Origin of the sequence: Terribacillus sp. FSL K6-0262 (genome assembly GCF_037977385.1) — a bacterium.
Classification (GTDB): domain Bacteria; phylum Bacillota; class Bacilli; order Bacillales; family Amphibacillaceae; genus Terribacillus.
Map to the genome: position 1 here is coordinate 1,767,804 of NZ_CP150277.1, position 14,072 is coordinate 1,781,875.

Annotated in this window: 18 protein-coding genes; 13 read left to right on the forward strand and 5 right to left on the reverse strand. The window is 45.8% G+C overall.

Annotated features, from left to right (window positions below; all coding sequences use genetic code 11):
- Positions 1-122 precede the first annotated feature (122 nt).
- The 7 genes from MHI54_RS09180 to pbp4b all read left to right on the forward strand — a co-directional run bounded on the left by MHI54_RS09180 (position 123) and on the right by pbp4b (position 4,145).
- Positions 123-284, forward strand: coding sequence for a hypothetical protein (locus MHI54_RS09180; protein ID WP_340081327.1), 162 nt, complete (start codon positions 123-125; stop codon positions 282-284).
- Positions 285-403: 119 nt separating this feature from the next.
- Positions 404-547, forward strand: a complete 144-nt coding sequence (locus MHI54_RS09185; protein WP_158221524.1) for a hypothetical protein — start codon at positions 404-406, stop codon at positions 545-547.
- A gap of 308 nt (positions 548-855) precedes the next feature.
- Positions 856-1,185, forward strand: coding sequence for a PadR family transcriptional regulator (locus MHI54_RS09190; protein ID WP_095215848.1), 330 nt, complete (start codon positions 856-858; stop codon positions 1,183-1,185).
- Complete coding sequence (locus MHI54_RS09195) at positions 1,182-1,931, forward strand: hypothetical protein (RefSeq protein ID WP_095215787.1); 750 nt, start codon at positions 1,182-1,184, stop codon at positions 1,929-1,931. Before MHI54_RS09190 ends, MHI54_RS09195 begins: the two co-directional genes overlap by 4 nt.
- A gap of 99 nt (positions 1,932-2,030) precedes the next feature.
- Entirely contained in the window at positions 2,031-2,225 is a 195-nt protein-coding gene (locus tag MHI54_RS09200) for a helix-turn-helix transcriptional regulator (protein ID WP_095215788.1), read from the forward strand.
- Positions 2,226-2,693, forward strand: coding sequence for a hypothetical protein (locus MHI54_RS09205; protein WP_095215789.1), 468 nt, complete (start codon positions 2,226-2,228; stop codon positions 2,691-2,693).
- 159 nt (positions 2,694-2,852) lie between these two features.
- Complete coding sequence (gene pbp4b, locus MHI54_RS09210) at positions 2,853-4,145, forward strand: penicillin binding protein PBP4B (protein WP_340082937.1); 1,293 nt, start codon at positions 2,853-2,855, stop codon at positions 4,143-4,145.
- A gap of 24 nt (positions 4,146-4,169) precedes the next feature.
- On the opposite strand, the gene MHI54_RS09215 is transcribed toward pbp4b, so the two are convergent.
- Positions 4,170-4,763: a C39 family peptidase gene (locus MHI54_RS09215; RefSeq protein ID WP_340081328.1), complete on the reverse strand. Its 594-nt coding sequence runs from the start codon at positions 4,761-4,763 to the stop codon at positions 4,170-4,172.
- 180 nt (positions 4,764-4,943) lie between these two features.
- Here MHI54_RS09215 and MHI54_RS09220 point away from each other — a divergent pair, with 180 nt between their 5' ends.
- Positions 4,944-5,036, forward strand: coding sequence for a putative holin-like toxin (locus MHI54_RS09220; protein ID WP_340081329.1), 93 nt, complete (start codon positions 4,944-4,946; stop codon positions 5,034-5,036).
- A 144-nt stretch (positions 5,037-5,180) separates the two neighbouring features.
- On the opposite strand, the gene MHI54_RS09225 is transcribed toward MHI54_RS09220, so the two are convergent.
- Positions 5,181-5,900 carry a winged helix-turn-helix domain-containing protein gene (locus tag MHI54_RS09225; protein WP_340082938.1) on the reverse strand — a complete coding sequence of 240 codons (720 nt, stop codon included), beginning with the start codon at positions 5,898-5,900 and terminating at the stop codon, positions 5,181-5,183.
- A gap of 94 nt (positions 5,901-5,994) precedes the next feature.
- Here MHI54_RS09225 and MHI54_RS09230 point away from each other — a divergent pair, with 94 nt between their 5' ends.
- The gene (locus MHI54_RS09230) at positions 5,995-6,588 is read left to right on the forward strand and encodes a flavin reductase family protein (protein WP_340081330.1); all 594 of its coding nucleotides are present in this window, start codon (positions 5,995-5,997) and stop codon (positions 6,586-6,588) included.
- Positions 6,589-6,624: 36 nt separating this feature from the next.
- Here MHI54_RS09230 and MHI54_RS09235 read toward each other — a convergent pair whose 3' ends face one another.
- Positions 6,625-7,302, reverse strand: coding sequence for an HAD family phosphatase (locus MHI54_RS09235; protein ID WP_095215793.1), 678 nt, complete (start codon positions 7,300-7,302; stop codon positions 6,625-6,627).
- A gap of 12 nt (positions 7,303-7,314) precedes the next feature.
- Positions 7,315-8,079 (reverse strand): DeoR/GlpR family DNA-binding transcription regulator, encoded by a 765-nt coding sequence (locus MHI54_RS09240; protein ID WP_095215794.1) that lies wholly within the window; start codon positions 8,077-8,079, stop codon positions 7,315-7,317.
- A 224-nt stretch (positions 8,080-8,303) separates the two neighbouring features.
- Between MHI54_RS09240 and lacG the strand changes: the two genes are divergently transcribed.
- The 4 genes from lacG to MHI54_RS09260 all read left to right on the forward strand — a co-directional run bounded on the left by lacG (position 8,304) and on the right by MHI54_RS09260 (position 13,459).
- The gene (gene lacG, locus MHI54_RS09245) at positions 8,304-9,704 is read left to right on the forward strand and encodes a 6-phospho-beta-galactosidase (RefSeq protein WP_095215795.1); all 1,401 of its coding nucleotides are present in this window, start codon (positions 8,304-8,306) and stop codon (positions 9,702-9,704) included.
- A 73-nt stretch (positions 9,705-9,777) separates the two neighbouring features.
- Positions 9,778-10,092: a PTS lactose/cellobiose transporter subunit IIA gene (locus MHI54_RS09250; RefSeq protein WP_095215796.1), complete on the forward strand. Its 315-nt coding sequence runs from the start codon at positions 9,778-9,780 to the stop codon at positions 10,090-10,092.
- A gap of 15 nt (positions 10,093-10,107) precedes the next feature.
- Positions 10,108-11,805 (forward strand): PTS lactose transporter subunit IIBC, encoded by a 1,698-nt coding sequence (locus MHI54_RS09255; protein WP_095215797.1) that lies wholly within the window; start codon positions 10,108-10,110, stop codon positions 11,803-11,805.
- Positions 11,806-11,821: 16 nt separating this feature from the next.
- Complete coding sequence (locus MHI54_RS09260) at positions 11,822-13,459, forward strand: glycosyl hydrolase 53 family protein (RefSeq protein ID WP_198946040.1); 1,638 nt, start codon at positions 11,822-11,824, stop codon at positions 13,457-13,459.
- Between the two features lie 38 nt (positions 13,460-13,497).
- On the opposite strand, the gene MHI54_RS09265 is transcribed toward MHI54_RS09260, so the two are convergent.
- Positions 13,498-14,010 carry a hypothetical protein gene (locus tag MHI54_RS09265; RefSeq protein WP_095215798.1) on the reverse strand — a complete coding sequence of 171 codons (513 nt, stop codon included), beginning with the start codon at positions 14,008-14,010 and terminating at the stop codon, positions 13,498-13,500.
- Positions 14,011-14,072: the final 62 nt, after the last annotated feature.

The window sequence follows — 14,072 nt, forward strand, 5'->3', positions numbered from 1 at the left end:
CTTGGAGACCTCTATGTCAAAAAGGAATTGCCAGGTACAGCAATTTGCTATCTGGAAGAAGCGCTACAAGCTAATCCGGAACGTGGACGTCTGAAAATCTTGTATTTGTTGGCTGATTGTTATTGGAAGACAAATCAAAATTCTATACGGAAGGATTCCAGGATAGCGTGGATAAAGGGGATTTAACGAAGAAGTGGGAATTCGCCATGCTTCATAAAAAATATGAAGACAGAAACAATTTCAAAGCGTATGGCAAGAAGGAATCGAATACTTCCGAAGAGTAAATGATATTTACAACGTCAGGCTCTTTTCAAGGGAACTTGCACAGTATTATGCTGGAAATAAGCAATATGAGCTTGCGACGAAATATTATCTATTAGCTCTAATATAGGGTGGGTTTATAATGAAAAAAATTATCTTTTCGGTAATTCTTATTGGAACGATTGTGGTAAGTGGTCTTGTAGGATACACGAGCCAAGAGAACCAGGCAGGAAAGCAAACAGAGCTTGGAAGTGTAGTATTTTCCTTGAATTTGTTTGAAAAGTAAGCAATAGCCTCCGGGCGTTTACTAACGATTGCTGTTGCAATACGTTAGGCTTTTATATCCTCTGGCTGACTGAACATCGAAATAATTAACAAGCAGGCATCATGGCGATGCCTGCTTGTTTTTTTTACCGTAAGTACACTTGTTACGAGCTGATATGGATAAATCACCCAAATTCAATGGAAAAGTATGGTTGTTTTTGGAAGGGAATCATGGTAGAGTATAACTATCTTGTAAAGCAAAGTAGTTGATGGGCTTCTTTTTTTGATCAACTATCTTGCTAAACAATATAGTTGGGGGGGGAAGTGGATTTGTCATCCAGCCAATTATTAAAAGGCATTCTCGAAGGATGCCTGCTTTCCATCATTGCTGAACGCGAAACGTATGGCTATGAGATGGTGGAGAAGCTTGCTTCCTATGGGTTTACCATGGTAAGCGAGGGCAGTATCTATCCATTGCTGCTGCGCATGAAAAAAGAAGGTCTCGTTACGACAACAAGCAAGGCATTGCCATCAGGCGGACCAAAGCGGAAATATTATCAATTGACTGCAGAAGGACAGGCAGAATTAGAAGAATTCAAGATAAGGTGGGCAGCAATTTCGTCCAGCGTAGAAAATATACTAAGGAGGAATCAATCATGACATTATCCAAGGAAAGTCAGGCATTTCTCGATGACATGCGGATTTATCTCTTTGCCAGCAGCAAAAAAGAAGAAGAAGTGATGGAATTAATGGAAGAGCTGGAGGATCACTTGTATGAAGCGGAGCGGAATGGAAAAAGCGTCGAGCATATCGTCGGGAAGTCCCCGAAAGCTTACATGAAGGAAATAGAAGCAGAAGTGGAAACGGATGGGCGGTTCTGGTTTGTCTTTGTCCCGCTTATCCTGCTGAATGCCTTTGCCTATCTGATCATGAATAAAGCGATAGCGGATGAAAGGGATTACTCCCTCCTGGCACTCATTGGAAATCCGATTGTATTTATTATCACTATATTTTTATTGTTTGGTCTGTATCGCTTTACTGCTGCAAATAAAGTATCCAAGAAAGTGACTGTAATGCTGTATCTGCTGATGGGAATGGCACCGACTGCAATGTTCGTAGGAATACTGGTAGCGGATCTTTTTATAGAGACACCAGTGGTGACAATAAGTCCAGCCGTGAATATAGCGGTGATTATAGCAGCTTGCTTCATTTTCATTGCGGCAGCACTATATTGGAAAGCGTGGATTTCTGTCATCGTCCCGGCAGTTCTATACACTCCGCAGGTGATTTTGCGGTACATCGATATCGATGAGCAAAGCAAGCTTATCATCATACTCTCGATCATTATCGTTTTCTCCCTATCGCTGATAACCTGGCAATTCATCCAAAATAAGAAAGATAAATAACGCATGCGCTGGCATGCGTTTTGTCTTGACCGAAGGAAACCCCGGATGTAATATATATCTAATAAATGCAAATTATATATTGCATAGGGGAATTTAAAAGTGAAAAATAAAGTGAAATTCACGCGAATGGAGCAGAAAATGACGCAGGAGCAGCTGGCCAGGCGAGTGCATGTCACCAGACAGACGATCGGATTGATCGAAAAAGGAGAATACAATCCGACGCTGCAGCTTTGTGTAGCGATTGCAAAGACACTGGGAAAGACATTGGATGATTTATTCTGGGAGGTAGACTGAATGGAGAAAACATGGCTTCGTTTTTTGCTGCCGGATGATGAATATAAGCGAAGGAATATACTTGTTTACTTTGCGGAGGCTGCCATTTTACAGCTGATGGCTATCTTGGCTCTGATTGTCATTTCTCGATTTGATTTTATTCTTATGGATGGTGTCATTGTTCTGATTGGGATTTTGTTCGGGACAATGGCTTACGTCTGGATTCGTTATATTCTGTCTGGTATGGAGTTTGCCGAGGTCATGACGGAAAAAGCCTATCGACGGGAGCGGAAAGTGATTGTAATGAAATCGATGTCATTTCTTGTCCTTATGTGTGCGAGTATTTCGGTGCTCTACTTATTTGACAGGATGACGGTTCCTCTGATAGAAGGTCTGATCGTCAGCTTCATTGGAGCATTACTGCTTTTCCTAACCAATTATGTATCACTGAAAAGGTCCTATCGGAAAAACAGGGAGCTGATCGACTGACCAGATCATTTACCTGTCAAAGCACTGCATAGCGCAGTGCTTTTTTCGTATTTTTCCACTTCGGAAAGGAATTTGATTTTGCTTAAGGGAAACAGTAGACAAGACAAAGGAGGAGTGCGGGTGAAACGTTTAGGGCAGCGGGTCAGCATCTTATCACTTATGTTCTTGTTTTTGATTGTTCCTTCTGCAGCATGGGCTGACACAATCGATTATCCAACATTGAAAATGGTGAAAGATCCTGAGGAGGCAGGCTTTGCCGAGGAAGGATTAAAGAAAGTCGACGAACTGATTGAGAATGATATCGAGAATGGGTTTCCAGGGGCGTCATTGATGATCATAAAAGACGGAAAAATCGTGAAAGATTCCCGTTATGGTTTTCGGCAGGTTTATGACGGGCTGGAGGAGCTTGAACATCCGAAGAAAGTCAAGAAAGGGACTTTATACGATCTTGCCTCCAATACAAAGATGTATGCCACCAACTTTGCATTGCAGCATCTGGTCAGTGAAGGCGAAATCAGTTTGATGGATAAAGTCAGTGATTATATCCCTGAATTCAAGGATGAAGCAGATGCGGAGATAAAAGGGAAAGATAGGATCCTGATTCAAGACTTGCTGCAGCATCAAGCGGGTTTTCCTGCGAGCATCGAGTTCCATAATTCCGATATCGCAGGTGCATTCTACTCACAGGACCGCGAGCGTACAATCGGACTCCTGCCTAAAGTGCCGCTCCAATACGAGCCGGGAAAGGATCATCTGTACAGCGATATCGATTACATGCTCCTGGGTCTGATAGTGGAACGTGTGACAGGGGAACGCCTGGATACGTATGTGGAAGAGACCTTCTATGAGCCGCTCCATTTGAAGAATACGATGTTCAATCCATTGGAGAACGGTGTGAAGGCGAAAGATATAGCGGCGACAGAACGTCTGGGAAATACAAGGGATGGATATGTCACTTTCCCGAATATCAGGACGGAGACGATCATTGGTGAAGTGCATGATGAGAAGAGCTATTATTCGATGGATGGAATTTCGGGTCATGCCGGGCTTTTCTCGACGACGCATGATATGGCGGTATTGCTGCAGGTCATGCTGAATGGAGGCGGATATGGTTCCGAAGAATTTTTTGAGGAGGCTGTCATCGATCGGTTTACAGCGGCATCACCAACCAATGGGACGTATGGTCTTGGCTGGCGCAGGAATGGAGACGAAGGATCGATGGATTGGATGTTCGGTTCCTTGGCAAGCGACAGGGCATATGGACATACAGGCTGGACAGGAACTGTCACGATCATCGATCCGGAATATGATCTGGGGATTGTACTGCTGACGAACAAGAAGCATACACCTGTACTTGATCCGGAACAAAACAGCAATCTGTTTGCAGGGGATGAATATGCCACAGGTGGTTACGGACCCGTTATCCAAGCAATATATGAAGCGATGGAATGAAACACGGTCATGGACCGTGTTTTTCTATGTGATGACAAGGGCGCGTCTACCCATCGCATCATAGATCCGGATGAAGCGGTCTTTTTCGACCTTCACGTGTTTGCCGCTTTTTTCAGTCGATTCGCAGTCGTGGAAATAAACGTACTCGTCATCGATACCAGTGACGACAATACAATGCAGCGGCCGGGGTGCTTGTACGGCCTTGCCGGCTGGCGTATGCCAAATGCGGGATGTCGGCATGTCATGGTGAATGGTGAACCAGACTAATACAGGATGGCCGTTTGCTGTATGTGTTTCTATGATGCTGAATTCCTGTTGATACAGTGCCAGGCTGCCGGATCGGTACTTGTCCGCCACGCGCTTTAACGGATTGGGATTGATCGTGATGCCATTATCGAACGGGTCACCGACAAAACCGTCTTCCGGATCGCCCCATATGCGTATCGTCCCGTCCTCATTGCGTTCTGCAGGGACATCATTCCTTGGCATCTCACGGGCTAATGTAAGTTTATCGACGGCTTCTCCATGATAGGATAATGCCATTGCCAAGGCAGTTGCTTCACACCCGGAAGGAAGCTCGGGGCGCTGCTTGATATACGGTACATCCAGTAAGTGCATATTCCGTCCCACCCACCTTACATTTGTTTTTTTAATTATAGCAATATACCGGCTTATAATGGCAGATAAATTCCATCGAAAGTAAGATGTCGCCCAAAGGCCACCCTGATATAATGGACAGACAATAGCATAGATGACTCAAGGGTGGTCGGCTCACTTATCCCTCCAGGGAGGGAGGTGATGCCTCTGACAGTATTCGAGACGCTGACACTGATGATTTCTTTCGGTACGCTCATCGTTGCGGTCATGTCTGATAAAAACCAAAAAAAATAACCACCCTTGAGTGACGGCTCATGATGGGTAGGTTATTTTTCGCATTTGTGGGCTGATTCCTTTGAGGAATCCTTGCTATTGCTTGACCGTTTGGTGTTACCAGCACCGAGCGGTCTTTTTTATCGTTGTTATCTTATGCACATTTTATCGTAAATAAACCTTGTTGTCATGTGTTTTATGCTGATTGGAAGTGTCCAAATCGAAAACCTCGGCGAATCCGCTTCTCCCGGTCTCCGTGAGAAGGAGTGCGCGTGATCCGGATTTTCTTTTCAGCCAATTCAATTCAAAAAAGCGTTCCAGCAATGCATTCCCCAAGGAACCAGCCAGATGATGCTTACGCTCGCTCCAGTCCAAGCAGCAATGGCAGAATGAACGTCTTTTTTTTCGGAGTGTTTGCAAGTCGATGCCAAAGCTTGAGAAGAAGGCTTCTCCCATGGGGGTTAAGGTGAATTGTTCTTGTTCTTTCCTGACATATTCATTCGAGGCAAGCGTTTCTGCAACGAGTATGCCAAGGGAACCAGCCAGATGATCATAGCAGGTCCGGGCAAAGCGGATGGCCTGATCCTCTGCTGCCTGATTGAAGGAGGAGACTTGAACCGGCGGGGTGATTGTCAGCAGTGATTCCATGACCTGCGCAATGGCGGGATCCTTTAATCCGTAATAGCGATGGCGCCCCTGCTTCGCTCGTGACAGGAATCCAGCCTCCTCCAGCTTCTTTAGATGGAAGCTTGCTGTTTGAGGCGTGATGCCGGCAGCCCGGGCAAGCTCACCTGAGGTATGGAATCGGCCATCCATCATCATGGTAAGCATGATACTTCGTGATTCTTCACTGAGCAGACTGGCAGCTGCGGCAACGTGCTGCATATGCAAATCGATTCTCCTTTCCAGGCATCCATATTTCGATGACGTTCGCAGTATCTATATTTTAAGCTAGAAATGGAAAGGGGAGTAGCAAATTATGGTACATAAAACAATCAATCCGAAAATCTTATATTACGGCAACCCAGTCATCCTGCTTACGACAATGAATGAAGATGGGTCCACGAATATCAGTCCGATTTCCTCCTCGTGGGCATTGGATCATTTTCTTGTCATTGGCCTTGGTGCAGAGGGGAAAGCATATGAAAACTTGAAGCAGCGCGGTGAATGTGTGCTGAATATTCCGGGTCCGGATTTATGGGAGCAGGTGGAAAGCCTTGCTGTCTGCACCGGTAAAGAAATAGTTCCTCCAGGAAAAGCGGCATATGGCTGTGTCTATGTAAAAGATAAATTCCAGGCTGCTGGTCTGACTGGAAAAAAATCTTCAGCGGTGAGTGCGGATGCCATTGCAGAATGCCCTACACAGATAGAAGGGAAAGTAAGGCATATCCGGGAGCCTGACTATATGGAGGGCATTGCTATTGCGGAAGTGGAAGCTGCAGCCATTCATGCACAAGAAGACATTATAAAGGAAGGGCATCATATCGATCCTGGTAAATGGAGTCCGCTCATTTATAACTTCCGGCATTACTTTGGACTTGGCAAGGAATTAGGGAAGACAGCGCGGGCATGACGGAAGAACCCCTCATCGATGGGATGAGGGGTTCTGTTATTTAACGAGCAGAAGTTCACGGAATGTGGTGAAATCTTGAATGATACCGCCGCATCCGAGCTGATTTTGTTTAAAGGCTTCATGATTCTTTCCGAAAGGATCGATTGCGATGACCGTACCGATGCCGGCTTCCTTGGCTGCTGTCAAACCAGAAAAGGCATCTTCGACCACAAGGCACTCGCTTGGCTGCAGCCCCAGTTTCTTGGCTGCAATCAGGAAGATATCAGGAGCAGGCTTTCCAGGGAAGCTGCCATCATCGAAGGTGACGGCATTGAAATCGAACCACCTGTCCAGCTTAAAAACATCAAAATAGAAGGAAACATTTTCTTTGACTGTGGCTGTTGCAATTGTTCGAGGTATATCCTGTGCTTTCAAATGATCCAAAGTATCCGTTAAGCCCTTCGTAAGCACAAGATCCTTCTTGTTTTGCAGGCAGAGCTCCCGGTAAAAACCTTCCTTTTCATCGGACAGCTCCCTGATATCATCGTCAGACAGCTCCTTACTGACAAAATGCCGCAGGATTTCACTATTCGTACGACCATGTATATTCTTGAAAATCTCTTCATCCGAAATGGATCCAGCAGCATATTTCCGGACCATATGGAACCAAGCCTGTTCATGTAAGTGGGAATCCAAAAACATAGTGCCATTGAAATCGAATATGACGCCCTTCATTCCTTCTCCTCCTTAAGCCTTCTTCGGCAGCTGAACCTCGACATATTGTTCGTAATGGGACTGAACATCTTCGCGAAGCTGATCGTCCGTTATCAAATAATCCATATCGTGCAGGTTATAAAATACATAGAAGTCTTCCCGGTTGAATTTTGTATGATCGACAAGCAAGTATTTACTGCGGGAGTTGTTCAGTGCGATTTGATGTGCTTCTCCTTCCTCGATACTATATGTGGAAATCTCTTCGTTATGGACCCCGTTTGCACTGATGAAAGCTTTGGTGAAATTGAGTTTTTGCAAACTGCTATTGACCAGCGGTCCGACGAAGGTTCCGGTATTTTTGCGAAAATCCCCGCCGATCAGGAGGATTTCAGCTGTATCACTTTGTGTCAGGATTTCAAATACCGGATAGCTGTTCGTAATGATCCTGATTTTCTTTTGGAGCAAATGACGGGCAAGCAGTTCGATTGTCGTCCCCGGCCCGAGGAAAACGGTATCGCGATCGCTGACGAGAGAGGCGGCCAAGGCTGCAATCTGTGTCTTTTCCTCTACTTGGACGCCAAGCTTTTCCACATGGGATAGTTCCTGATCCATTGCATGGGTGATACTTTGTGCTCCGCCATGTATCCTTACTAACTTACCGGCCTTATCCAATTCATCTAAGTCCCTGCGGATTGTCATATCCGAAACATTCAAATCGTGGATGATATCGTTGACTGTTATGATTCCTTTTTTGTTGACGATGTCCACTATTTTTAATAAGCGCTCTCTTTTCAACATTATTTTCACCTCGAAACTTTAAACATAACTTATCATATGCAACTTTATGCAGTCAATATAAATAAACAAAATCGAACATCTTTAGTTGGATATGATTGGATTAATTCCTGGTATTTAGAAATATATCATTGACACTATTGTTGTATCCGTTTACAATAAACGAAAGACAACAAAAACAAACATTATATTTCTGTTCGAACAAACAATTTGAGGAGGAATCCATCATGTATAAGTTGCCGGAGGATTTCATATTCGGTGGAGCGACAGCAGCCTATCAAGCAGAAGGCGCGACAAAGGAAGGCGGCAAGGGGGCAGTGGCCTGGGATGAATTCCTGGAAAAGCAAGGACGCTTCAGCCCGGACCCTGCCAGTGATTTCTATCACCAGTATCCAGAGGATATCCGGCTTTGTGAAAAATTCGGAGTCAATGGTATCCGTATTTCCATTGCTTGGACCAGGATTTTCCCTGATGGAACGGGAGCTGTGAATCAGGAAGGTGTCGATTTTTACCACAATCTTTTCGCGGAATGTAAGAAGCGGAATATAATACCTTTCGTTACCCTGCATCACTTCGATACACCGAAGACTTTGTTCGATAAAGGTGATTTCCTGAATCGGGATAACTTGGATGCCTTCGTCGATTATGCAGCATTCTGTTTCAAGGAGTTCCATGAAGTTCGTCATTGGAGCACATTCAATGAAATTTATCCGGTGGCGACCAACCAATACTTACTGGGGACTTTCCCTCCATCCATAAAAAGTGATTTCTCAAAAATCATCCAATGTCTGCATAATATGATGGTCGCCCATGCTCGGGCAGTCAACTTGTTCAAAGATAATAATCACCCTGGTGAAATCGGGGTTGTGCATTCATTGGAAACAAAGTATCCGGCAACTGATTCTCCCGAGGATCGGCATGCAGCTTTTCTGGATGATGCGCTATCCGTCCGTTTTCTCCTGGATGCTACCTATCTGGGATACTATTCGGAGAAGACGATGCAGGCGCTAGAGGAAATCGCCGAAGCTAATGGCGCGAGTTATGAATTCCTTGATGAGGATTTCAAAATCATGAAGAGGGCATCCCGGAGAAATGATTATCTTGGAATCAACCATTATCAATGCCATTTCGTCAAAGCGTATGATGGCGAGACGCAGATCCACCACAATGGAACAGGGGATAAAGGGACTTCTGTCTATAAAGTGAAAGGGATCGGGGAACGAATCTACAAAGAAGGACTGAAACGCACCGATTGGGACTGGCTCATTTATCCAGAAGGGATGTACGACATTCTCGTACGGATCAAAGAGGATTATCCGCATTATAACAAGATATATATCACCGAAAACGGGATGGGCTACAAGGATGAGTTTGAAGATGGGGTCATCATGGATGAAGCGAGGATCGACTATCTCAAAGTCTATCTCGAAGCGATCGGCAAGGCGATAGAAGATGGTGTGAATGCGAAAGGCTACTTCCTCTGGTCCTTGATGGATCTCTTCTCTTGGACAAACGGCTACAATAAACGCTATGGTCTGTTTTACGTGGATTTCGAGACGCAGAAGCGTTACCCTAAGGCCTCCGCTTATTGGTATAAGCGCCTGAGCGAGACAAAGATGATCAATTGAGTGCCGGCACGGCGGACGCTGTTTGCCGTGCCATTCCAAGCAGTAGGATGAAAGCGTTTTTAGGAGGGTTAACATGACAAAGGAATCGTTGCAGATGTTAGGTTTTGAGATTGTCGCATATGCCGGGGATGCCCGCAGCTCTTTGATGAAGCTGCTGCGTGAGGTGCGTGCCGGTAACTTTGAAAATGTGGAAGCAGAGCTGAAAAGTGCCGATGAAAATCTTAAATTGGCTCATAATGCACAAACACAGATATTGGCAGAAGAGGCTGCAGGCAAGGACATGGATATCGGGTTCATCTTCATCCATGGTCAGGATCATTTGATGACGACTTTGCTTCTTCGGGAGCTCGTTCAGGACTTCGTCGAGCTCTACCGCAAAACGAGCTGATAAGGGGGAAGTGGGATGAAAGGAATAATCGGTCAAATTGAAAAAGGGAAGCCATTTTTCGAAAAGGTTTCCCGCAATATCTATCTGGGAGCAGTGCGTGACGGCTTCCTGACAGCGATGCCGGCTATTTTATTTGCGAGTATTTTCATCCTTTTGGCAGCTTTGCCGGAGGTGCTGGGCTTTGCCTGGCCGGAAAATGTCTCGACATGGCTATGGAAGGTATATAACTACTCCATGGGTGTGGTGGGCCTGCTTGTTTCTGCTACCACTGCCAGAAGCTTAAGTGAGTCCATGAATCGGAAGATGCCGAAGAACAAAGTGATCAACTCGACATCCGCAATGCTGGCTTCAATCGTTGGCTTCATGCTTTTGAGTGTCTCGCAGATAGATGGAGGATTCTCTTCCGAATACATGGGAACGAAAGGTTTATTGGCATCATTTGTATCCGCTTTCATAACAGTTAATGTCTATCGTTTCTGTGTGCTGAAGAATATTACGATCAAAATGCCGAAAGAAGTGCCGGGAACCATCTCGCAGACATTCAAGGATATGTTTCCCTTCGCCTTCTCTGTCCTTGGCATGGTGTTGATCGACTTGATCGTTCGGTCAGCGTTGAATGTGCCATTTGCCGAGGCTCTTGTCAAACTGCTTTCTCCTTTATTCACAGCAGCAGATGGTTATCTTGGGATTATGATCATCTGGGGCATGATGGCGTTCTTCTGGTTTGTCGGTGTACATGGTCCATCCATTGTGGAGCCTGCCATTGCAGCCATCATTTATGTCAATGTCGAGGCGAACCTTCAGCTTTATAATGCGGGGGAACACGCATCCAATGTACTGACAGTAGGACTTGGGAACTTTGTCGGGACAATGGGGGGGACAGGAGCTACACTTGTCGTCCCATTCATTTTCATGCTCCTGGCGAAATCCAAGCAGCTGAAGGCAGTAGGTAAGGCCTCCTTCATACCCGTCAGCTTTGCGGTGAATGAGCCCTTGCTTTTTGCAGCGCCGATCATCCTGAACCCGTATTTCTTCATACCATTCTTGCTCACACCGATGATAAACGTATGTATATTCAAGTTCTTCGTCGATGTCATCGGCATGAACAGCTTCATGTACGTCCTGCCTTGGGCCACGCCGGCACCGATAGGGCTTGTGCTCGGAACCGGCATGGGATTATGGTCATTTGTGCTGGTTTTGACTTTGATCGTCGTCGATTTCCTGATATACCTGCCATTCTGTAAGGTATATGATAAAGAACTTGTCATGCAGGAGGCGCGTAACGCGCAGCTGGAAGCAGCTGCAGCAAGTACACAGCCAGCTGCGTCTGCAGCAGTGAGCGGCATTGCAGCGACGCAAGCAGCAGAATCGGAAGTGACAGCCGTATCCGATGAAGTGAAACCGACCAACGTCCTTGTCCTCTGTGCTGGCGCAGGCACGAGTGCCATGCTGGCTAAAGCATTGACAGAAGGAGCTGAACGATTCAGTGTGCCGATTTCTGCATCTGCCGGCGCATATGGCTCCCATTATGAAATCATGCAAGACTACGATATGGTCATCCTGGCACCTCAGGTCGGATCGTATTTTGAAGATATCAAAGAAGACACCGATCGTCTCGGTATCAAGCTGGCAGCAACAAAAGGCGCGGAATACATCAGCTTGACCCGCGATCCGAAAAAAGCGGTGGATTACGTCATCGATCAGCTCAAATAAATAGGAGGGGAATCTTTTGAAAAGGAAGCTGGCATTTCTGTTTGTCTTGCTGTTAAGTTTTTCGAGTGCTTTCGCGGCTGTCCAGCCTGCTTCTGCTGCTGGTTATGACAGCTCCTTCATACGCGGTGCAGACATATCGACACTTGCCGACATGGAGAAAGCAGGGGCCAAGTACTATGAGAATGGCGTCCAGAATGATCCTTTGCAGATTTTGAAGGATAATGGAGCCAATTATGTCAGACTGCGCATCTGGAATGATCCGAAAGATGCAGCCGGCAATACGTATGGCGCGGGTACAAATGATTTGAAAACGACAATCGAGTTATCCAAACGTGCCAAAGCAAAAGGTTTGAAAGTCCTGCTCGATTTCCATTACAGCGATTTTTGGGTGGATCCAGGAAAACAGAATCTGCCTAAAAGCTGGCTGGGTCTGTCCTTTGATGAGCTGAATGCGAAGGGATATGATTACACGTACAGTGTTCTTGCGGAGATGAAAAAACAGAATGTCTATCCGGATATGGTCCAGATAGGCAATGAATTGAATAGCGGCATGCTATGGCCTTATGGAAAGAGCTGGGGTGAAGGCGGCGGAGAATTCGATAGACTGGCAGCTTTCCTTAAGTCGGGCATCAAAGCGGTGAAGGATACAGAGCCAAAGGACACAACATTAATGCTGCATTTGGCAGAGGGCGGAAATTATGAGACCTTCAAATGGTGGTTTGATGAAATAACAGCGCGCAATGTCGAATACGATACAATCGGTATTTCCTATTATCCATATTGGCACGGCACCTTGGATGACTTGGAAATGAATATGAATAACATCTCCAAGCGTTATGGAAAAGACGTCATCGTTGTCGAAACAGCATATGGAAATACAGCAGGCAATGCAGATGCTAAAGAAAATGCTTTTGGTCAGGAAGAAGCTGAAATTGCCGGGTATGCGGCGACGCCGAAAGGGCAGCATGATTTTATGAAGGATTTGGTGACATCCATTCAGCAAGTCCCCAATGATAAAGGGACTGGATTCTTCTACTGGGAACCGCTCTGGTACGATGGAAAGGTATCATGGGCGACGGCTGCAGGGATGAATTATCTCGGTGTGAAGGATCAGCCGGGAAATGAGTGGGATAATCAGGCTGTCTTCGATTTTAAAGGCAATGCCTTGGAAGCTTTGAAGATCTTTGGTACACCGAATACAGCTGCGCAGACGAACTATGCCAAAAATGCCAGTTTTGAGGCTGGCGGATCTGCAGGCAGTCCATCCGATTGGGTGAAGTGGATTGCTTCGGGTACAAGCGATACAGCAGTCAAATCGGAAGGCGATGCACTGGATGGAAGCTACAAAATATCCTTCTGGGATACGAAGTCCCATGAAGCGTCCATCTATCAGCAATTGAACGGGCTATCCAGCGGCACGTATAAACTGACAGCCTGGGTGAAGGCAGGCGGTACGCATACAGACTCTGAGCTTTATGTGAAGAACGGCGGTACACAGCTGAAACAGAGCATACCTGGTGCATTGTCCGATTGGACGAAGGTGACGATTGACAATATCAAAGTCACGGATGGCAAACTGGAGATCGGTATCTATGATAAAGCCGAAGCAAATGCTTGGTTGAATGTCGATCATGTAAAGCTTCGGAAAAAATAAACGAACCCCTGCAGTATATGCACTGCAGGGGTTTTCTATTATGTGGTGAGAGCCTCCAAGGAGTCGAGGATATGATCAATCAGATTGGGGAGATCACCCATCTGATTTTCGTTTATTTTTCTATCGAAGCGCACTTCCACTGCGTTTTGATAATGCTTTTGCTGTTTATCATATATATACTGCAGCGTTTGTTCCGGACGTCTCGGCGGTGTCCATATTTGGTTCAGGATCGATTCGATGACAGGACACTCCGTCTCGGGATTTTCCACTGTTAAATAGAAGAAAAGGCGTAATGTACATCCGGGGTTTTTATCAGGTACTTCCAATATCTCATCCGCTAAATCAAGGAGGGATGCTTCCAGGCAGATTTCAGCGGTCACTTCCGCATTTTCCCGCAATGTGAAACCGAGCCGGAATTCACGTGACATGGAAGCCATCTCCATCCGGTCATGACGGGAAACGACAGTGATCTCCTTGTCCAGATTATCCAAATCATAGAGCTGATTCTCAAAAGCCACTTTCAAATTATCAAATACAGTAGGATCGAACATCGTGCAGGACCTCGCTTTTTCTATATGAGAAAACTCTAGCACAAGCCAGATATAGAAACAAT

Excerpts from the sequence above, each read along its gene's own strand:
- lacG (WP_095215795.1), top strand. The coding sequence starts at position 8,304 with ATGTATAAGTTGCCGGAGGATTTCATATTCGGTGGAGCGACAGCAGCC.
- MHI54_RS09265 (WP_095215798.1), bottom strand. The coding sequence starts at position 14,010 with ATGTTCGATCCTACTGTATTTGATAATTTGAAAGTGGCTTTTGAGAAT.
- MHI54_RS09205 (WP_095215789.1), top strand. The coding sequence starts at position 2,226 with ATGGAGAAAACATGGCTTCGTTTTTTGCTGCCGGATGATGAATATAAG.
- MHI54_RS09240 (WP_095215794.1), bottom strand. The coding sequence starts at position 8,079 with ATGTTGAAAAGAGAGCGCTTATTAAAAATAGTGGACATCGTCAACAAA.
- MHI54_RS09215 (WP_340081328.1), bottom strand. The coding sequence starts at position 4,763 with ATGCACTTACTGGATGTACCGTATATCAAGCAGCGCCCCGAGCTTCCT.
- MHI54_RS09185 (WP_158221524.1), top strand. The coding sequence starts at position 404 with ATGAAAAAAATTATCTTTTCGGTAATTCTTATTGGAACGATTGTGGTA.
- MHI54_RS09250 (WP_095215796.1), top strand. The coding sequence starts at position 9,778 with ATGACAAAGGAATCGTTGCAGATGTTAGGTTTTGAGATTGTCGCATAT.
- MHI54_RS09195 (WP_095215787.1), top strand. The coding sequence starts at position 1,182 with ATGACATTATCCAAGGAAAGTCAGGCATTTCTCGATGACATGCGGATT.
- MHI54_RS09235 (WP_095215793.1), bottom strand. The coding sequence starts at position 7,302 with ATGAAGGGCGTCATATTCGATTTCAATGGCACTATGTTTTTGGATTCC.
- MHI54_RS09230 (WP_340081330.1), top strand. The coding sequence starts at position 5,995 with ATGGTACATAAAACAATCAATCCGAAAATCTTATATTACGGCAACCCA.
- pbp4b (WP_340082937.1), top strand. The coding sequence starts at position 2,853 with ATGTTCTTGTTTTTGATTGTTCCTTCTGCAGCATGGGCTGACACAATC.
- MHI54_RS09255 (WP_095215797.1), top strand. The coding sequence starts at position 10,108 with ATGAAAGGAATAATCGGTCAAATTGAAAAAGGGAAGCCATTTTTCGAA.
- MHI54_RS09225 (WP_340082938.1), bottom strand. The coding sequence starts at position 5,900 with ATGCAGCACGTTGCCGCAGCTGCCAGTCTGCTCAGTGAAGAATCACGA.
- MHI54_RS09220 (WP_340081329.1), top strand. The coding sequence starts at position 4,944 with ATGCCTCTGACAGTATTCGAGACGCTGACACTGATGATTTCTTTCGGT.